At 68.0% G+C, this 18,870-nt stretch carries 14 protein-coding genes; 9 read left to right on the forward strand and 5 right to left on the reverse strand.

Going from position 1 to position 18,870, the window contains the following annotated elements; translation table 11 throughout:
* Positions 1-187 precede the first annotated feature (187 nt).
* Both ilvA and ACN6O8_RS20465 read right to left on the reverse strand, forming a co-directional pair.
* Complete coding sequence (gene ilvA / locus ACN6O8_RS20460; protein WP_427992824.1) at positions 188-1,774, reverse strand: threonine ammonia-lyase, biosynthetic; 1,587 nt, start codon at positions 1,772-1,774, stop codon at positions 188-190.
* 194 nt (positions 1,775-1,968) lie between these two features.
* Positions 1,969-2,871 carry a winged helix-turn-helix domain-containing protein gene (locus ACN6O8_RS20465; protein ID WP_427992825.1) on the reverse strand — a complete coding sequence of 301 codons (903 nt, stop codon included), beginning with the start codon at positions 2,869-2,871 and terminating at the stop codon, positions 1,969-1,971.
* 444 nt (positions 2,872-3,315) lie between these two features.
* Here ACN6O8_RS20465 and ACN6O8_RS20470 point away from each other — a divergent pair, with 444 nt between their 5' ends.
* Complete coding sequence (locus ACN6O8_RS20470; RefSeq protein WP_427992826.1) at positions 3,316-5,544, forward strand: NADP-dependent isocitrate dehydrogenase; 2,229 nt, start codon at positions 3,316-3,318, stop codon at positions 5,542-5,544.
* Positions 5,545-5,698: 154 nt separating this feature from the next.
* Here ACN6O8_RS20470 and ACN6O8_RS20475 read toward each other — a convergent pair whose 3' ends face one another.
* The 3 genes from ACN6O8_RS20475 to ACN6O8_RS20485 form a co-directional block, all read right to left on the reverse strand.
* Positions 5,699-6,340 (reverse strand): VTT domain-containing protein, encoded by a 642-nt coding sequence (locus tag ACN6O8_RS20475; protein ID WP_427992827.1) that lies wholly within the window; start codon positions 6,338-6,340, stop codon positions 5,699-5,701.
* A 127-nt stretch (positions 6,341-6,467) separates the two neighbouring features.
* Positions 6,468-7,268: an ABC transporter permease gene (locus tag ACN6O8_RS20480; protein WP_427992828.1), complete on the reverse strand. Its 801-nt coding sequence runs from the start codon at positions 7,266-7,268 to the stop codon at positions 6,468-6,470.
* Entirely contained in the window at positions 7,259-7,873 is a 615-nt protein-coding gene (locus ACN6O8_RS20485; protein ID WP_427992829.1) for an ABC transporter ATP-binding protein, read from the reverse strand. The genes ACN6O8_RS20480 and ACN6O8_RS20485 overlap by 10 nt, the downstream gene beginning before the upstream one ends.
* Positions 7,874-8,238: 365 nt before the next feature.
* On the opposite strand from ACN6O8_RS20485, the gene ACN6O8_RS20490 reads away from it, so the two are divergent.
* From ACN6O8_RS20490 to fauA, 8 genes are all read left to right on the forward strand, one after another.
* On the forward strand, positions 8,239-9,636 hold the full coding sequence (locus tag ACN6O8_RS20490; protein WP_427992830.1) for a lysine N(6)-hydroxylase/L-ornithine N(5)-oxygenase family protein: 1,398 nt from the start codon (positions 8,239-8,241) through the stop codon (positions 9,634-9,636).
* A gap of 16 nt (positions 9,637-9,652) precedes the next feature.
* On the forward strand, positions 9,653-10,258 hold the full coding sequence (locus ACN6O8_RS20495) for a GNAT family N-acetyltransferase (RefSeq protein WP_427992831.1): 606 nt from the start codon (positions 9,653-9,655) through the stop codon (positions 10,256-10,258).
* Complete coding sequence (locus ACN6O8_RS20500) at positions 10,255-12,108, forward strand: IucA/IucC family protein (RefSeq protein ID WP_427992832.1); 1,854 nt, start codon at positions 10,255-10,257, stop codon at positions 12,106-12,108. The genes ACN6O8_RS20495 and ACN6O8_RS20500 overlap by 4 nt, the downstream gene beginning before the upstream one ends.
* Positions 12,105-12,854 carry a siderophore ferric iron reductase gene (locus ACN6O8_RS20505; RefSeq protein ID WP_427992833.1) on the forward strand — a complete coding sequence of 250 codons (750 nt, stop codon included), beginning with the start codon at positions 12,105-12,107 and terminating at the stop codon, positions 12,852-12,854. The genes ACN6O8_RS20500 and ACN6O8_RS20505 overlap by 4 nt, the downstream gene beginning before the upstream one ends.
* Before the next feature lie 39 nt (positions 12,855-12,893).
* Positions 12,894-14,060: an aromatic ring-hydroxylating oxygenase subunit alpha gene (locus ACN6O8_RS20510; protein WP_427992834.1), complete on the forward strand. Its 1,167-nt coding sequence runs from the start codon at positions 12,894-12,896 to the stop codon at positions 14,058-14,060.
* A gap of 206 nt (positions 14,061-14,266) precedes the next feature.
* Positions 14,267-15,181, forward strand: a complete 915-nt coding sequence (locus ACN6O8_RS20515) for a helix-turn-helix transcriptional regulator (RefSeq protein ID WP_427993058.1) — start codon at positions 14,267-14,269, stop codon at positions 15,179-15,181.
* Positions 15,182-15,312: 131 nt separating this feature from the next.
* Positions 15,313-16,542 carry a multidrug effflux MFS transporter gene (locus ACN6O8_RS20520; RefSeq protein WP_427993059.1) on the forward strand — a complete coding sequence of 410 codons (1,230 nt, stop codon included), beginning with the start codon at positions 15,313-15,315 and terminating at the stop codon, positions 16,540-16,542.
* Positions 16,543-16,658: 116 nt separating this feature from the next.
* Positions 16,659-18,863 carry a TonB-dependent alcaligin siderophore receptor FauA gene (fauA, locus tag ACN6O8_RS20525; protein WP_427993060.1) on the forward strand — a complete coding sequence of 735 codons (2,205 nt, stop codon included), beginning with the start codon at positions 16,659-16,661 and terminating at the stop codon, positions 18,861-18,863.
* The last annotated feature ends 7 nt before the right edge of the window (positions 18,864-18,870 follow it).

Consider the following 18,870-nt stretch of genomic DNA (forward strand, 5'->3'; position numbering starts at 1 on the left):
GTTCTTCGACCACCCGCAGAACGAGCGCACCAAGCTGTTCCTGAGCCAGATCCTGCATTGAGGGCGGGCGGCGCGCGCCCATCCACGCAAGCGCCCAGCCCGCAAGGACATGGGGATGGCTGGCCCATCACGGGCTGGCCCATCACGGGCTGGCCCATCGCGGGCTGGCCCATCGCGGGCTGGCCGCCTAGATCAGGAACTGCCGGTAGGCCTCGTTGCCGGTTTCCTCGCAATGGGCGTAGCCCAGTTGCGCCAGGAAGCGGTCCAGCGCCGCGTCGTCGGCCACCGGCGCCTGGATCCCCACCAGCACCGAGCTGAAATCCGCGCCCTGGTTGCGGTAGTGGAACAGGCTGATATTCCAGTTCGGCGCCATGGCCGACAGGAACTTCATCAGCGCGCCCGGGCGCTCCGGGAACTCGAAGCGGAACAGGCGCTCGCCGCCCGCCAGCGGCGAGCGCCCGCCCACCATGTAGCGGATGTGCTGCTTGGAGACCTCGTTGTGCGTCAGGTCGCTGACCGCGAAGCCCTCTTGCTGCAAGCCGCGCATGATGTCCGCGCCCTCGCCGCGGCGCGCGATCTGCACGCTGACGAAGATGCGGGCGGTGCGGGCATCGGCGATGCGGTAGTTGAATTCGGTCACGCTGCGCGGGCCCATCACCGCGCAGAAGCGGCGGAAGCTGCCGCGCTCCTCGGGCAAGGCGACGGCGAACACCGCCTCGCGCGCTTCGCCCACTTCGGCGCGGTCGGCGACGAAACGCATGCGGTCGAAATTCATGTTGGCGCCCGAAGTGATCGCCACCAGCGACTGGCCGCTCACGCCCTCGCGCTCCACGTACCGCTTGAGCCCGGCCAGCGCCAGCGCGCCGGCCGGCTCCAGCACGCTGCGGGTGTCCAGGAACACGTCCTTGATCGCCGCGCAGACCGCGTCGGTATCCACCAGAATGACTTCGTCCAGGAACTGGCGGCACAGGCGGAAGGTCTCCTCGCCCACCAGCTTGACCGCGGTGCCGTCCGAGAACAGCCCCACCTCGGCCAGGCTGACGCGCTCGCCCACCTGGATCGACTGCGCCATGGCGCTGGAATCGACCGTCTGCACCCCGATCACCTTGACCGACGGATCCACCGCCTTCATGTACACCGACACGCCCGCCGCCAGGCTGCCGCCGCCGATCGGCACGAACACCGCATCCAGCCGCCCCGGATGCTGGCGCAGGATCTCCATGCCGACCGTGCCCTGCCCGGCGATGACGTAGGGATCGTCGAACGCCGGAATGAAGGTCAGATCCTGCTCGCGCGCCAGCGTCTGCGCGTAAGCGTAGGCGTCGCTGTAGGAATCGCCCGCCAGCACCACCTGCACCGTCGGCCCGCCGAAGGCGCGCACCGCATCCACCTTCACTTGCGGCGCGGTCTGCGGCACCACGATGGTGGCGCGAACCCCCAGCCGGGCGGCGGAGATTGCCACGCCCTGGGCATGGTTGCCGGCGGACGCGGTGATCACGCCGCGTTCCAGCGCCGCCTGCGGCGTGTTGCGCATCTTGTTGTACGCGCCGCGCACCTTGAAGGAAAACACCGGCTGGTTGTCCTCGCGCTTGAGATGCACGCGGTTGCCCAGCCGGCGCGACAGGCCCTGGGCCGGATCCAGTTCGGTCTCGCGGGCGATGTCGTAGACCCGCGCGGTCAGGATCTGGCGCAGGTATTCCATGGGCGCGGCATGGCCCGCGGTGAAGGCGCCGGCGGCGGCGGTCTGGGAAGTGGCGGCTTGCGGTTGTTGCATGAGAGTCTCTGCGGCGGTTCGAGGAGCGGAGCCCGGCAGAGGCGGCAACAAAAAACCCGCCTCGTGGGGCGGGTTTGTTTGACTGACTACGGTCGCGCGCTAACCCACCATTGCAGGAATGATGGTAATAATCAGCGAAATGCGGACGGCGCGGGAAGTCATGGGGCGTAGCTTCGCGCAACCGCCCCGCTTTGTCAAATTGGGGCCCCCGGCGCAGGGGCCCCCGGCACAGGGCCGCCCGCCATCGGCGCGCCCAGCGCGGTATGAGGATCGTCCGGGCTTGCGGCGCGCGGCTTTTCCAGCTCGGCCTGCGACTCCAGCCAACGCTGCGGCGAGCGCGACAGCACCGATGTGGCGCGGTGCAGGCGCAATTCGACGGGCTCATCGGCCGGGCCGGCCAGGTCGCCACGGGTTCGCGCCAGGCTGCGCCAGATCTCGCTTTTAATGGCGGCCGCGAAGGTGGTGGCGGCGGTCCGGCCGACCGCGGCCTCGTCGTCCGGGGCGATGGCCCAGCGTTCGGCGTGCAGCGCCGCGCCGCTGGCGGCCTCGCGCAGCACCACGGCGCAATGCACGCCGGCCTCGTCCTGGCGCAATCCGACTTCGACACGGAACGGCGCGCGGGCCTCGTCCGCGGCCGCCAGCGACAACAGACTGACGCCGCGTTCGCTCGGCAGGCGCGCCCGCAGGGCTCCGGCCAGATCCACCAGGAAAGCCTTGACCCGGGGTTCGGCCCGTAGCGCCTCGGATCCGGCGGCCGGGCCGATGGCCACATAGACATCGCCGCCCGGCTCCGGCTCGGGCGCGGCGATCCAGCTATAGCCTTCGCCGTAGCTGGTGGCAATGAAGCGTGGCGCGCGCGCCGCATCGCCCAGCTTGCCGCGCAGGCGGTTGATCAGCAGGTCGACACTGCGTTCTAACGCATCGGCCGCGCCGCGCTGGGTCGCGTCCAGCAGTCGCTGGCGCGGCAGGATCTGGCCCACGTGCCCGGCCAGCAGCGCCAGCGCGGCGCTCTCGACCGGCGTGAAATGGATCATCCGGCCATCGTGACGACTGGCGTAGCGGAACTTCGAATCGAACGACAGATTGCCAAACCGCATTGCGCCTCCCCAGCGCCGGGGCTGTATAACGCCCATCGTCATCTGGCGCCCCGGTCTTATCCCGGCCGCCGCATGGCGTGGCCGGATGCCGCATAGTAGCCATAACTTGCGCACTTATACCAACAAGTTATGGAAATTTGGCGCCATTACGGGACACAAAACAGCGCAATTCCCGCCCGAACGCACGGCCCGCGGACATTGGCGCCCATTTCCGCGCACGCCGGACGGGGCACGGTATTACAATGTTCGATTCGTGGCAGTCGCACCTTCCAGGCGGTCGGGCAATCAGACCAGCAAATAAAGGATGGGCGGCGCCATGTTGAGCCGACCAGGGCCCGCCCGGGTCTGCCCAAACGAACCCACTCTCGACAACATCTACCGGCTGACGCCGCATAGCATGTTCGGGTTTGCGCCTAGCGCCACCGCCGAACAGATTCAAGGATCATGTCTCTTACTCCGAAGATTATCTACACCCTCACCGACGAAGCTCCGGCGCTTGCAACCCGTTCCCTGCTGCCGATCGTCCAGACCTTCGCGAAGTCCGCTGGCATTACGGTCGAAACCCGCGACATCTCCCTGGCCGGCCGCATCATCGCCCTGTTCCCCGACTACCTCGATGACAGCCAGAAGCTGGGCGACGCCCTCTCCGAGCTGGGCGCCCTGGCGGTCCGGCCCGAAGCCAACATCATCAAGCTACCCAACATCAGCGCCTCGATGCCGCAGCTCAAGGCCGCCATCAAGGAACTGCAGGAACAAGGCTACAAGCTGCCCGACTACCCGGACGCCCCGGCCAACGACACCGAGCGCGACGTCAAGGCGCGCTACGACAAGGTCAAGGGCAGCGCCGTCAACCCCGTGCTGCGCGAAGGCAACTCCGACCGCCGCGCGCCGCTGTCGGTCAAGAACTACGCCCGCAAGCACCCGCACAAGATGGGCGCCTGGACGGCTGATTCCAAGTCGCACGTGGCGCACATGGACAGCGGCGACTTCTACGGCACCGAAAAATCGGCCCTGATCGCCGAAGCCGGCGACGTCAAGATCGAGCTCACCGCCGCCGACGGCAGCAAGACCGTGCTCAAGGAAAAGACCCCGGTCAAGGCCGGCGAGATCATCGACGCCGCCGTGCTGTCGACCGCCAAGCTCAAGACCTTCCTGCAGGCCCAGATCGACGACGCGCGCGCCCAGGGCGTGCTGTTCTCGGTGCACCTGAAGGCCACCATGATGAAGGTCTCCGACCCCGTCATCTTCGGCCACGTGGTGTCGGTGTTCTACAAGGACGTGCTGGCCAAGCACGCCGCCGCCCTCAAGCAGGTCGGCTTCGACCCCAACAACGGCATTGGCGACCTGTACGCCAAGATCCAGTCGCTGCCCGCCGACCAGCAGGCCGCGATCACCGCCGACATCGACGCCGCCTACAAGACGTTGCCGCAACTGGCCATGGTGAACTCCGACAAGGGCATCACCAACCTGCACGTGCCCAGCGACGTCATCGTCGACGCCTCCATGCCCGCGATGATCCGCGACTCGGGCAAGATGTGGAACGCCGAAGGCAAGCTGCAGGACACCAAGGCCGTCATTCCCGACCGTTGCTACGCCGGCGTCTACCAGGCCGTCATCGACGACTGCAAGCAGCATGGCGCCTTCAACCCGGTCACGATGGGCAGCGTGCCCAACGTCGGCCTGATGGCCCAGGCCGCCGAGGAATACGGTTCGCATAACAAAACCTTCGTCATCCCCGCCGCCGGCACCGTGCGCGTCACCGACGCCGCCGGCAAGGTGCTGCTGGAGCAGGCCGTCGAGGCTGGCGACCTCTGGCGCATGTGCCAGACCAAGGACGCCGCGATCCAGGACTGGGTCAAGCTGGCCGTCACCCGCGCCCGCGTCAGCCAGACGCCGGCCGTGTTCTGGCTGGACGAAAAGCGCGCCCACGACGCCCAGGTCATCGCCAAGGTCAAGCAATACCTGAACGACCACGACACCAGCGGCCTGGATCTGCGCATCCTGGCGCCGGTCGAGGCCACCAAGTTCTCGCTCAAGCGCATCCGCGAAGGCCTGGACACCATTTCCGTCACCGGCAACGTGCTGCGCGACTACCTGACCGACCTGTTCCCCATCATGGAACTGGGCACCAGCGCCAAGATGCTGTCGATCGTGCCGCTGGTCGCCGGCGGCGGCCTGTTCGAAACCGGCGCCGGCGGTTCGGCGCCCAAGCACGTGCAGCAGTTCCTGGAAGAAGGCTTCCTGCGCTGGGATTCGCTGGGCGAGTTCATGGCCCTGGCCGCTTCGCTGGATCACCTGGGCCGCGCCTACGACAACGCCCGCGCCCTGGTGCTGGCCAAGACGCTGGACCTGGCCACCGCCAAGTTCCTGGACGAGAACAAGTCGCCCGACCGCAAGGTCGGCGGCCTGGACAACCGCGGCAGCCACTTCTACCTGGCGATGTACTGGGCCCAGGCCCTGGCCGAGCAGACCGACGACCGCGCCCTGGCCGCGCTGTTCGCCCCGGCCGCCGCCGCGTTCGCGCAAGGCGAAGCCAAGATCCTGGAAGAGCTCAAGGCCGCCCAGGGCAAGCCGGTCGACATCGGCGGCTACTACCAGCCGGACGAAGACAAGGCCAGCCGCGCCATGCGCCCCAGCGCCACGCTGAACCAGGTGCTGGCCAGCATCGGCTAAGCCCGGGCGCGCTCCGGGCCTGCCGGCCCGGGCGCGTCAAAACCGGCGGTTCCTCGCGGAACCGCCGGTTTTTTTTCGCGCCATCGCGGCATGCCGCTTTCCAGCGCGCGCCGCCCCCGGGCGGATGCTCTCCGAAGGCGTGCTCGCACCGGCCCTATGCCCGCGACAACCGCCGCGCCCGCCGCATCTGCAGCCATTGCAGCGCCACGGGAATCAGCGACAGTCCGATGATGATGACCGACACCCAATGCAGGTTGGCGCGCACCCAGGCGATCGAACCGAGCCAGTAGCCGGCCAGCAGCATCGACCCGCACCAGGCAACGGCGCCGACCACGTTATAGATGAAGAAGGTGCGGCGCGGCATCTGCGACAGCCCCGCCACGAACGGCGCCAGCGTACGCACGATGGGCACGAAGCGGGCCACGGTAATGGTCATGGCGCCATAGCGCGCGAAATAGGCGCGGGCCCGCTCCAGGTGATCGGGCTTGACCCAGCGGCTGTGCGCCAGCCGCTGGCCCCAGCGCGACGCGGCAATGGCATAGTTAAGGGCGTCGCCGGCCATGGCGGCGGCCGTGATGGCCGCCAGCGACGCCAGCGGATCGATGCCCGCCAGCCCCAGGAAAGCGCCAGCGGCGAACAGCAGCGAATCGCCCGGCAGGAACGGCATCACCACCAGGCCGGTCTCGATGAACACGATGGCGGCGATGATACAGGTGCCCAGCACCCAGTTCTGCGCCAGCAGCGCCATCAGGCCCTGCTCGCTGGTCAGCCACGCAAACATGTCGGTAATACTCATACGGATCCCGCCCTTCTTTGACGGCCGGTGGCACCGGCCTCGTTATGGATGAAGGCAAGCAGTATGCGGCGGGCCGCGTCGATATTTCATCAAATCCGCCCGCGCCCGACGCCGCCGCGAACGCGGCTCAACGCTCGGCCATCAGCCGGTCCAGCCGCAGCCGGCCGCGCTCGTCCGTCAGCCGCCGCATGGCGCCGTAGGCCGCGCCCATGGCCGCCATGCCGCTGGCGCCGCACAGCAGGAACATCAGCAGGATCTGGTACTTGGCCGCCTCGATCGGGTCCATGCCAGCAATGATCTGCCCGGTCATGATGCCCGGCAGCGTGATGATGCCGGCCGCCGACATCTGGTTGATGCTGGGCACGATGCCGCGCCGCACCGACTCGCGCAGCAGCGCCGCGAAGGCCTGGTGCGCGGTGGCGCCCAGCGCCAGGCGCGCCTCGATCGCCAGCCGGTCGCGGCGCACGCCCGCCAGCACGCCGTCCAGCGCCAGGCTGGCGGCGTTGAGCACGCTGCCCAGCACGATGCCGACCAGGGCAATGGTATAGCGCGGGTCATACCAGGGCTCGGGCCGCAGCGCGGTACTGAGGATGAACAGCGCGGTCACGCCGGTGGTGGCCGCCACCGCCAGCGCGCCGACCTGGCCGTTGCCGTGCCGGACCAGGCGCGCCTTGGGCCGCGCCGCCACCTCGCGCGCCGCCAGCGCCATCATCAACGCCACGACCAGCGCCGTCAGCCACGGCGCCGCGTGCGCGAACACGATGCGCAGGAGATGGCCGACCAGCAGCAGTTGCACCACGGTGCGCAGCGCCGCCCACAGTACCTGGCGTTGCAGGTTCAGGCGCAGCGCGAACGAGATGCCGGCCGACAGCAGCACCAGCAAGGAGGCGATGACCAGATCCAGCGCTTGCAGCTTGATCACGTCCATTGCGGCTCCAGGCGCCCCTGCTCCATGCGCCAGCCGCGCCGCGCCATGCGCCGCGCCTGTTCAGGGTTGTGGGTGACCAGCAGGATGGCCGTGCCGCCGTCGAGGTAACGGCGCAGCTCGGCCTCGACGCGGGCAGTGGCCTCGGGGTCCAGCGCCGCGGTCGGCTCGTCCAGCAGCAACGCCCGCGGCGCCAGCGCCAAAGCGCGCGCCAGGGCGGCGCGCTGGCGTTCGCCGGTGGACAGTTCCTGCACCAGCGCGTCCATTTTTTCCTGTGCCAGGCCCAGGCGCTGCAACAGCCCGGCGGCCAGGGTCCGGTCGGTGAAATGCGGCGCGACGTGGTCGTCCCACCAGCCGGCCTCGGCCTGGCAGTAGATCACCTGGCGGCGCCATTGCCAGCCGCGCATGCCGGAGCGCGGCGCGCCGTCCAGTTCGACTTCGCCATGGCCGGGGTCGAGATCGGCGACCTGCCGCAACAGCAGCGACTTGCCCGACCCGGAGGGGCCGGTGATGGCGGCGCACTCGCCCGCCGCGAGATCGAGGCTGACGGGCGCCAGGCGTTCGCTGTAGACGCCGCGCAGCCTGAGCACGGGAGGTTTATCTTGCATGGCGGCAAGCATAACCCGCCGCCGTGGCGCGGATCCGCCTGCCGCATGCGCTTATGCGCCCGAGCCATGTCCCTATGCGCTGCGCCACCCTGCATATGAGCGCCGCCTGGGTCAGCGCGGCGACGCTTCGCGCCCAAAAGCCATTTGATAGAGTTCCAGTATTGCAAATGAAAATCATACCTATACAGATGTTCGATTCATGCAATACCGGCGCTGGGAATCCTTTGTTGTCGCGGTGGACCGACGGGCGCGCGCGCCCGTCGCATCCTGTCCCGCCTGATTAGGCGCCACGGCCGGCCCTGTCCCGCGGTGCCCGCTCCGGGCGCCGCCTGTGCAACGCAGACTCAGCAAAAGGCGTCACCCTCATGAACCGTGAAATCCATGACTTCGTCGCGATCGGCCTCGGCCCTTTCAATCTCAGCCTGGCCTGCCTGACAGCCCCGCTGCCGGGCGTACGCGCCCTCTTCCTCGACAAGAAACCTGGCTTCGATTGGCACCCCGGCATGCTGATCGAGGCATCCACGCTGCAGAACCCCTTCCTGGCGGATCTGGTCAGCCTGGCCGATCCACGCAGCGAATACAGCTACCTGAACTACTGCAAGCAGACCGGCCGCATCTATTCGTACTACATGCGCGAGAACCACTACCTCACGCGCGCCGAGTACAACCGCTACTGCAAATGGGTGGCCGCGCGCCTGCCCAACCTGCGCTTTAACAGCGACGTGCAGAGCGTGCTGCACGACCCCGAGACCAACACCTACCTGGTCACCGGCCAGCACAGCATCAACGGCGAACGCTTCATGGTTCGCTGCCGCAAGCTGGTGCTGGGCCTGGGCTCGCAGCCGGTGCTGCCGGCCTGCTGCGACCGGCGCGAGGCGCCTTATATCCACAGCGCCGACTACCTGCGACACAAGCAACAACTGCAACAGCGCGCCTCGATCACCATCGTCGGCAGCGGCCAAAGCGCGGCCGAAGTGTTCCACGACCTGCTGCGCGACAGCGACGAGCACGACTACAGCCTGGCCTGGATCACGCGTTCGCCGCGCTTTTTCCAGATGGAGAACACCAAGCTCACGCTGGAACTGATCTCGCCGGACTACACCGACTATTTCTACGACCTGCCCGAGGCCCGCCGCCGCCAGATCCTGGCCGAGCAGAGCAGCCTGTACAAGGGCATCAATGCCTCGCTCATCAACCAGATCTACGACCTGCTGGACGAGAAGATCCACAACGGCGACCGCCGCTACACGCTGCTGACCAACGCCGAATTGCGCGCCAGCCGCCATGACCGCCAGGCCGCGCGCTACCACTTGGAATTCCGCCACGTCGACACCGGCCAGCCGTTCTCTCACACAACCGACGGCCTGGTGCTGGCCACCGGCTACGCCCGCAGCATTCCCGCGTGCGTCAATCCAATCCACGACCGCATCGCCTGGGCCGAAGATGGCAACTACCGGATCGCGCGCAACTACAGCATCGACCACGGCGGCAACGAAATCTTCGTGCAGAACAGCGGCCTGCTCAGCCACGGCGTCACCAACCCCGACCTGGGCTTTTGCTGCTACCGCAATTCGCAGATCCTGCGCGAGCTGACCGGCCACGAGCATTACGCCATCGAGCCGCGCACTGCGCTACAGGACTTCCGTCCGCCGGCCAACGGCGTGCTGGCGCATCGCCCGGCGCACGCCGTCACGGCTTGCCGTGGCGGCGTGGCCCCGGAACTGCTGCCCCTGCTGGACGGCCATCGCGCCGCCACGGTCTGATCCTCGGGAGCCCGCCATGATCACCATGACCGCCACCTTCCTGGGCCAGATCGATCGCCAGGCGCGCAGCCATTACGACGAAGGCGCGGGCCTGACGCTGCGCCCGCTCGATCCCGCCAACGACGCCGCCCTGCTGCGCCAATGGTTCGCGATGGACTACGCCCGCTTCTGGTCGATGCAGACCTTCACCGAAGCGCAAGTGCGCGACTTCTATGACGCCCTGCTCGACTGCGGCCACGCCGGCGCCTGGCTCGGCAGCCACGACGGCCGCCCCGCCTTCCTGGTGGAGTGCTACGACCCGGCCCGCGATCAGGTCGGCGAGCACTACCCGGTGCGCCCCGGCGATCTGGGCATGCACATCTTCATCGGCCCGCCGCGCGTCCGCATCCCGAACTTCAGCCGCCACGTGCTGGCCTTCGTCATGCGCTTCATGTTTTACCGCCTGCAGGCCCGCCGCGTGGTGGTGGAACCCGACAGCAACAACAACAAGATCCATGCGCTCAACCTGGCCATGGGTTTTGTCTACGCCGGCCAGGCGCGTTTTCGCGAGAAGACCGCCAGCATCGCCTTCTGCACCCGGCAGCAATTCGAACAGGCCCAACCCCAGGAGTCATCCGTATGAGCACCCACCCCCATCCCGCCCGGATCGCCAGCCACCTCGCCCCCGAGGTCTGGGACAAAGTGAACCGCCTGCTGGTGAAGAAGGCCATCTCGGAATACGCCCACGAATGGCTGCTGGAGCCCGAGCGGCTCGGCCCCGCCGAGGCGCCCGGCTTCGACCGCTACAGCCTGGTGTTGGCCGACGGCCATGCCGAGTACCAGTTCGACGCGCAACTGATGGCCATGCGCCACTGGCGCATCCCGCCCGAGTCCATCAGCAAGACCATGGCCGGCACGCCCGCGCCGCTGGACGCGCTGCAGTTCGTCATCGAGATCCGCGACAAGCTCGGCATGCCCGAGGACCGCCTGCCGATCTACCTGGACGAGATCACCAGCACGCTGCACGGCAGCGCCTACAAGCACACCCGCGCCGCGCTCTCGGCCGCCGAACTGGCGCTGGCCGATTACCAGACCATCGAAACCTCGATGATCGAAGGCCACCCCAGCTTCGTCGCCAACAATGGCCGCCTGGGGTTCGACGCCGAGGACTACCACGTCTACGCCCCCGAATGCGCCAGCCCGATCCGCGTGATGTGGCTGGCGGTGCACAAGGACAATGCCCACTTCGCCTGCCTGTCCAGCATGGATTACGACAGCCTGCTGCGCGATGAGCTGGGCGCCGACACCGTCGCCCGCCACAGCCAGGCCCTGCGCGACCAGGGGCTGGATCCGGCCGACTATTACTTCATGCCGTCGCACCCGTGGCAGTGGTTCAACAAGCTGTCGCTGGCGTTCGCGCCCTACGTGGCCACGCGCAAGATCGTGTGCCTGGGCTATGGCGACGACGACTACCTGGCGCAGCAGTCGATCCGCACCTTCTACAACATCAGCCAGCCCGGCAAGCACTATGTGAAGACCTCGCTGTCGATCCTGAACATGGGCTTCATGCGCGGCCTGTCGCCGTACTACATGTCCGGCACGCCGGCCATCAATGAATACCTGCATGGGCTGATCTCGGCCGATCCGTGGCTGCGCCAGAACGGCTTCACCATCCTGCGCGAGGCGGCTTCGCTGGGATTCCGCAACTACTATTACGAAGCGGCCATCTCGGTGGACACGCCGTACAAGAAGATGTTCTCGGCGCTCTGGCGCGAAAACCCGACCGCGCTGATCGGCCCCAACCAGCGCCTGATGACCATGGCCGCGCTGCTGCATGTCGATCCGCAAGGCCGCGCGCTGCTGCCGGAACTGATCCGCGCCTCGGGCCTGGACGCGGCCGCGTGGCTCGAACGCTACGTCGACGCCTACCTCACGCCGCTGGTGCATTGCTTCTACGCCCACGACCTGGTGTTCATGCCGCACGGCGAGAACGTCATTCTGGTGGTCGAGGACCACGTGCCGGTGCGCGCCTTCATGAAGGATATCGCCGAGGAATCGTCGATCCTGAACCCCGACGCCGCGCTGCCCGAGAACGCCCGCCGCCTGGCCGCCGACGTGCCCGAGGAATACAAACTGCTGACGATTTTCGTCGATGTGTTCGAGGGTTACTTCCGCCACCTGGCGCAGGTGCTGGCCGACAACGGCGTGATGGATGAGGACGCCTTCTGGCAACTGGTGGCCGGCCGCATCAGCGCCTACCAGCAGGCCCATCCCGAGCGGCTGGAGAAATACCGCCAGTACGACCTGTTCGCCCCCGAGATGATCCATTCATGCCTGAACCGCCTGCAATTGGCCAACAACCTGCAGATGGTCAACCTGGCCGACCCCATCGGCAGCTTCCAGATGGCGCCCAACCTGGTCAACCCCATCGCCCGCTACCGCCCACAGTGGCTGGGCCAGGGTCAGGCCGACACCGCGCGAGCGCTTGCGTGAACCGCGACCTGGACGATCTGCTGGACCTGACCGGCCGCCTGGTGCCCGGGCTGTCGGGCCAGGTCGCGCCGGCGGCCGGCCCGGGCATCCGCCCGGGCGCCGACAACGCCCAGGCCATCGCGCAACTGCGCGATCTCTGGGGGCAGCGCCATCCGGAAGCCGGGCCGCACTACCTGGCGCTGCGTTGCTGGGGGCTGCTGATCTGGCAACCCGTGTACCTGAGCGTGATCGCCGCGCACCGCAGCGAGATCGTGCCCGACCTGTCGGGCATGCACCAGCCGGTGCCGGACGACGGCTTCATCATCGGCTATACGCTGGAGCGCCATGAACCCTGGCGCGGCGGCCCGCGCGAGCGCATGCGGGCCGCCGCCGCGCAACTGCGCAGCATCTGCGCCACCTTCTACCGGGAATTGACCCAGGTGCTGCGGGTCAGCCCGCGCGCGGCCGAAAGCATGCAGGCCGATTGCGTGCTGTATGCCCTGCTGGCCGCGCGCCATGACGACGGCGCTGCCGCCAACGCCTGGGCCCAACGGCAGGCCACCGCCTGGATGGAACTGCTGGGCGTCCCGGGACGCAGCGGCTACCTGACCTGGCAGCGCGCGGCGCGGCCGGTCATCGCCGTGGACCGGCAGGTCTGCTGCCACTACTTCCGCAGGCGCGGCAGCGATTACTGCAGCACCTGCCCCAAATTGGATCTTGCCGAACGCATGGCCCGGATCGACGCCGAGAGCGCCGTGCCCGCCTGAGGGCGGCCGGGCCCCGCGGGCTGGCACAAGGAGTCGGAAATGACGGACATTGGCCGCCTTGAGCAGGTGCGCGAGGCCCTGAGCCCGCTGCACGTGCGGGCCTATTTCGACCAAGCCCTGTTCGCGCGCGAACAGGAACGGATATTCAAGCAATCGGCCCTGTACGTGGGCCACGAGAAAGGCGTGCCCGAACCGGGCGACTGGCGCCGCCTGCCGCACGAGGACGGCGGCCGCGTGCTGGTGCGCAACGCCCAGGGCGTCGAGCTGGTCTCCAACGTCTGCCGTCACCGGCAGGCGCTGATCCTGGGCGGCGAGACCGGCGCGGTCACCGGCCCCGGCAATCCCGCCGGCAACCTGTCGGCCACGGGCGGCAACATCGTCTGCCCGCTGCACCGCTGGACCTACGACAACCGCGGCCAGATCCTGGGCGCGCCGCAGTTTCCCAGCACCCCTTGCCTGAACCTGCCGCGCTTCCCGCTGCATAACTGCCATGGCCTGCTGTTCGAGGGCCCGCGCGACCCGCGCGCCGACCTGGGCCACCTGTTCGCGCGGCCGGAGTTCGATTTCTCCGACTACGTGCTCGACCACGTCGAGGTGCACCAGTGCAACTACAACTGGAAGACCTTCATCGAGGTCTACCTGGAGGACTATCACGTCGGGCCGTTCCACCCCGGACTGGGCCGCTTCGTCACCTGCGACGACCTGAGCTGGGAATTCGGCCGCCGGCACAGCCTGCAGCGCGTGGGCGTGCACGATTCGCTGGAAAAGCCCGGCTCGGACGTCTACCGCGACTGGCACGACACGCTGATGCGCTATCGCGGCGGCGCGGCGCCCGAGTTCGGCGCGATCTGGGTGACCTACTTCCCGACCCACATGATCGAGCTGTACCCGCACGTGCTGGTGCTGTCCACGCTCTACCCCAAGAGCCCGCAGGAGACCATCAACATCGCCGAGTTCTACTACCCCGAGGAAATCGCCCTGTTCGAACGCGGGTTTGTCCAGGCCCAGCGCGCGGCTTACATGGAAACCGCGGTGGAGGATGACGAGATCGGCGAACGCATGGACGCCGGCCGCCTGGCGCTTCTGCGCCGCGGCACCTCGGAAAGCGGCCCCTATCAGTCGCCGATGGAGGACGGCATGCAGCATTTCCACGAGTGGTACCGCGACATCATGGGCGACGAATTAGGCGACTGCGCGGCGCCGTGAGGACGGACGGGGGCATACGGGCGCCGCGTCATTAAAACGGTGCCGGAGCGGTGAGAATAGCTGCAACAATGCGAACATATGTTATTCTCATTCTCACATCTGGCGGCGCATGAACGGCCGTCCTAGGGGCTCATCCCGTAACGCGAGTGACGATCTTGAACCCAGTACCCTCCCCCGTCCCATTCACCGTCGCCGACTTCAACCGCATGGGCAGCCAGAGCGGTTTCCGCTACCGCCTGCCGCAATTGAACGGCGCGCTGCGCGGCGACCCGGAAACCCTCTGCATCGCCGAAGGCCGGGTCGAGACCCACGCGATCCGCCCGGGCCTGACCCTGGTGCTGTCCGACGTGCGCGTGCACCAGCATTACGAAGCCACGTCGATGATGTCGCCGCGCTTTTCCGCCATCGTCATGCTGCAGGGCCACGCCCAGACCCGCATCGATCGCCACGATGACGTCAGGCTGGCCGCGCACAGCGGCGTCAGCGCGCTGTACGGCGATACGGTCGCCATGACCGGCATCCACACGCCGGGCCAGCGCCTGCGCAGCGTCAACCTGTCGCTGTCCGACCCGGACGGCGCGGGCGATGACCAGACCAGCGAGATGATCTGGAAGGCGTTGCGCTCGCCCTCGCTGCGGCTGCGCCGCTGGCAGGTGCAAGGCCACTTGCTGCAGGCCATCGAGCACCTGCTCGATTGCGGCTGGGACGGCCCGCTGCAGGCCATGTTGCGCGAAGGCGTCGGCACGCAGCTGCTGGCGCATGCGCTGGCGACGCTGGAACAACCCGCGCCGGCCGACAGCGGCGTCTCGGAACGCGACCGGCAGTTGCTGGAACGGGTGCGCGAGCGTCTGTACCACGCCCCCGGCGAGGAACACACGCTGGACGAGCTGGCGCGGCTGGCCTGCATGAGTCCCAGCACGCTGCGCGCCAAGTTCCAGGCCACCTACCAGCGCTCGGTCTTCAGTTGGCTGCGCGAACGCCGGCTGGAGGTGGCGCGCGAGCAACTGGCCCAGGGTTGCAGCGTACAACAGGCGGCGCACTTCGTCGGCTACCGCCACGCCACCAACTTCGCCACGGCGTTCCGCGAACGCTACGGCATCGCGCCCAGCGAACTGAACTGAGCGCCCGGCCGTGCACGGCTTACGGCGGCGCCCATTGCTCTTGCGGCGTTCTCCATTCCTGCAACCCGCGACGACAGGCGACCATGCGGCAAAGCCTCCCAGCCCGGGAGGCGCCCGCCATGGATGCCGTTGTGTCTCGCCGCGAACCCCTGCCTTCCTTTCCCGTCATGGTGCTGATGCTGGGCCTGCTGTCCTGTGTCGCTCCCGCCACCATCGATGCCTACCTGCCCGCTTTCGGCGCGCTGGGCCGGGAGTTCGCCGTGCCGCAGGAGACCGTGCAACTGACGCTGGGCGTCTACATGGCCTGCTATGCCTCGATGCTGCTGCTGCACGGCACGCTGTCCGACTCGCTGGGGCGCCGCCGCGTGGTGCTGACGGCGTTGGCGGTGTACGTGTGCGGCGCGCTGATGGCCGCGCTGGCGCCCAGCTTCGGCTGGCTGCTGGCCGGACGCGCGGTGCAGGGTCTGTCGGCCGGCGCCGGCATCGTGGTCGGCCAGGCCATCATCCGCGACTGCTACGACGGCGCCGTGGCGCGCCGCGCCATGTCCTACCTGATCCTGGTGTTCAACCTGTCGCCGGCGCTGGCGCCGATCCTGGGCGGCTACCTGGCCGCGCACCAGGGCTGGCGCGCGGTGTTCGTGCTGCTGACCGCGCTGGCCGGCGCCGCCTGGCTGCTGTGCGCGCGGCGCCTGCCCGAAACGCTGCCGCCCGCACGGCGCCAGCCGCTGGCCTGGCGCGCGCTGGGCGGCAACTATGCGCGCGTGCTGGGCAACCGCCGCTATGTCGCGCTGGGCGCGGCGTTCAGCCTGCTGTTCGCCGCCCAAGGGTTCCTGATCGGGGCCGCGCCCGACTTCATCACCAACGTGCTGGGATTGCCGGAAACCGATTTCGCCTATCTGTTCGTGCCGCTGGTGGCCGGCGCCATGGCCGGCGCGCTGCTGGCGGCGCGCAAGGCCGGCCGCTGGTCGGATGGACGCATCGCGCGCCTGTCCTACCTGCTGATGGCGGGCAGTTGCCTGGGCTACGTGCTGTACATGGCCGCCGCCGAGCCGCCGCGCCTGCCGTGGGCGGTGCTGCTGCCCGGCCTGTTCACCTGCGGCCTGGCGCTGGGCGTGCCGGCCATGACGCTGCGCATCCTGGGCCATGTGCCGGACCTGTCGGGCACCGCCGCGTCGGTGCTGGGTTTCATGCAGATGCTGACGTTTTCGGTGGCCAGCGGCTGGGGCGTGCCGTGGGTCTACGGACAACCGCTGCGGCTGGCGGCGGCCATGCTGGCCTGCGTGGCGGCCAGCGCCATCAGCTGGGCGTGGCTGCATCGCCACGCGTCTCCCGTGGCCAAGGCCGAGGCGGGCCTGGGATAGCCCGCCGGCATTTGCCATATGCATCGCAGCGTGCCGCATACATCAGCACAACGGTAAAAATCAATAATTCTCATTACCAAATTTTTCCGCTGGAGCTCGACCTCATGCTGTCCGCCATGCCCTCGCCCGCCGCCCGTCCGCGCCGGGTGCGCCCTCTTGTCTACGCGATCCGGACGGCCCTGTTCTGCTCCGCGCTGGCCCATCAACAGGTCTTTGCCCAGGCCGGCGCCGCCGGCAAGAGCGCCGAGGTGGCGCAATTGCCGGCCGTCACGGTCACCGGCAGTGGCATCGCCGGCACCACCGAAGGCACCCATTCCTACACCACCGACGCCATGAACACGGCCACCGGCCTGACCCTGTCGCCGCGCGAAACGCCGCAGTCGGTCAGCGTGGTCACGCGCCAGCAAATCGAGGACCAGGGTCTGCGCGACACCGGCTCGATCCTGACCAGCGCGCCCGGCATCTCGGTTGCGCGCAGCGACAGCAACCGGCTGTCGTTCTCGTCGCGCGGCTTCGATATCGACAACTTCCAGTTCGACGGCCTGAACTCGCCCATCCTCAGCCTCTGGAACTACGGCGCCACCGACATCGACGCGGCCATCTACGACCGGGTCGAGATCGTGCGCGGCGCCACCGGCCTGATGACCGGCTCGGGCAATCCGTCGGCGGCGGTCAATTTCATCCGCAAGAAGCCGCTGCGCGAATTCGCCCTGTCCGGCAGCGCCAGCGCGGGCAGTTGGAATCAGGTCGGCGGCAACCTGGATCTGTCGGTGCCCGTCACCGAAGGCGGCCGCATCCGCTCGCGCTTCGTGGCCGCCTACGACCAGGGCGACAGCTACGTGACGTTCCTGGATTCGCGCAAGCGCACTTTCTACGGTGTCATCAGCGCCGACCTGACGCCGGATACGGTACTGACCGCCGGCATCGAATATTCCCGCAACCAGAGCAATGGCTTCGGCAGCGGCTTCCCGCTGTTCTACCGCGACGGCTCGCGCACCGACTTCAACCGCTCGGTGGCCAACAACACCCGCTGGGCCCGCATCGACACCGAGTCCACCACCACCTTCGTCGACCTGACGCATCGCTTCGCCAACGACTGGAAGGTGCGCGCCGCCTACAGCCACAACGACGGCGACTACCGCATGAAGCAACTGTTCCGCGGCGGCTACCCCGACCGCGTCACCGGCGCGGGCATGACCAGCGCCTTCAACAACTACGACGGCGACCGTTCGCGCGATGACATCCACCTGACCGTGTCGGGCCCGTTCCAGTGGTTCGGCCGCAAGCACGAACTGGCGCTGGGCTGGATGAGCGTCAACGACCACAGCAATATCGGCCAGTACCTGCAGACCGGCGCCAAGCCGGCCATCGGCAGCTTCTTCGACTGGCGCCAGGATCACATCGCCGAACCGGCCTGGGCCGCCGACAAGACGCCCGCCGACGACATGCGCGTCAAGCAGACCGGCGCCTACGCGGTGGGCCGCTTCTCGCTGGCCGACCCCTTGCACCTGATCGTGGGCGGCCGCTGGAGCAATTGGGAAACCAACCAGACCTATTTCGGCACCAAGCGCCAGTACAAGATCAACGACCAGTTCACGCCCTACGCCGGCCTGCTGTACGACATCAACAGCACCTACACGGCCTACGCCAGCTACACGGAGATCTTCCAGCCGCAGAACGCGCGCTCGCCCAGCGGCTCGATCCTGCCGCCGATCGACGGCAAGAGCTATGAGGTCGGCCTGAAGGCGGCCTACCTGGACGGCCTGCTGAACGCCTCGGCGGCGCTCTACCAGACCCGCCAGAACAATCTGGCCCAGGCCATCCCCGGCGAATCGGTCATCGGCATGCCCGGCACCCAGGCCTACCGCGCCGCCTCCGGCGCCAAGGTGGAAGGCTTCGAGCTGGAGACCAGCGGCCAGCTCACGCCGGGCTGGAACATCGGCGCCAGCTACACCCATTTCACCGCCAAGGACGCCGACGGCAAGCCCATCAACACCAGCCATCCGCGCAGCCTGTTCAAGGTCTACACCACCTACCGGCTGCCGGGCGACCTGCACCGCCTGACGGTCGGCGGCGGCCTCGACTGGCAGAGCCGCATCTACCGCTCCGCCGCCAGCCCGCGCGGCAACGTCGACGTGGAGCAAGGCAGCTACGCGCTGGTCAACCTGATGGCCCGCTTCGATTTCAGCAAGCAGGTTTCGGCCACGCTCAACCTGAACAACGTGTTCGACCGCAAGTACTACGACCAGATCGGCTTTTACAGCCAGGGCTGGTATGGCGCGCCCCGCAACGTCATGCTGACGCTGCGCGCGCAGTATTGAACCGGCG

The organism is Achromobacter sp. (genome assembly GCF_050285565.1).
GTDB lineage: Bacteria > Pseudomonadota > Gammaproteobacteria > Burkholderiales > Burkholderiaceae_B > Achromobacter.

Coding starts and splice junctions, on each gene's coding strand:
- ACN6O8_RS20475 (WP_427992827.1), bottom strand. CDS start 6,340: ATGAGTATTACCGACATGTTTGCGTGGCTGACCAGCGAGCAGGGCCTG.
- ACN6O8_RS20480 (WP_427992828.1), bottom strand. CDS start 7,268: ATGGACGTGATCAAGCTGCAAGCGCTGGATCTGGTCATCGCCTCCTTG.
- ACN6O8_RS20500 (WP_427992832.1), top strand. CDS start 10,255: ATGAGCACCCACCCCCATCCCGCCCGGATCGCCAGCCACCTCGCCCCC.
- ACN6O8_RS20510 (WP_427992834.1), top strand. CDS start 12,894: ATGACGGACATTGGCCGCCTTGAGCAGGTGCGCGAGGCCCTGAGCCCG.
- fauA (WP_427993060.1), top strand. CDS start 16,659: ATGCCCTCGCCCGCCGCCCGTCCGCGCCGGGTGCGCCCTCTTGTCTAC.
- ACN6O8_RS20485 (WP_427992829.1), bottom strand. CDS start 7,873: ATGCAAGATAAACCTCCCGTGCTCAGGCTGCGCGGCGTCTACAGCGAA.
- ACN6O8_RS20465 (WP_427992825.1), bottom strand. CDS start 2,871: ATGCGGTTTGGCAATCTGTCGTTCGATTCGAAGTTCCGCTACGCCAGT.
- ACN6O8_RS20470 (WP_427992826.1), top strand. CDS start 3,316: ATGTCTCTTACTCCGAAGATTATCTACACCCTCACCGACGAAGCTCCG.
- ACN6O8_RS20495 (WP_427992831.1), top strand. CDS start 9,653: ATGATCACCATGACCGCCACCTTCCTGGGCCAGATCGATCGCCAGGCG.
- ilvA (WP_427992824.1), bottom strand. CDS start 1,774: ATGCAACAACCGCAAGCCGCCACTTCCCAGACCGCCGCCGCCGGCGCC.
- ACN6O8_RS20490 (WP_427992830.1), top strand. CDS start 8,239: ATGAACCGTGAAATCCATGACTTCGTCGCGATCGGCCTCGGCCCTTTC.
- ACN6O8_RS20515 (WP_427993058.1), top strand. CDS start 14,267: ATGGGCAGCCAGAGCGGTTTCCGCTACCGCCTGCCGCAATTGAACGGC.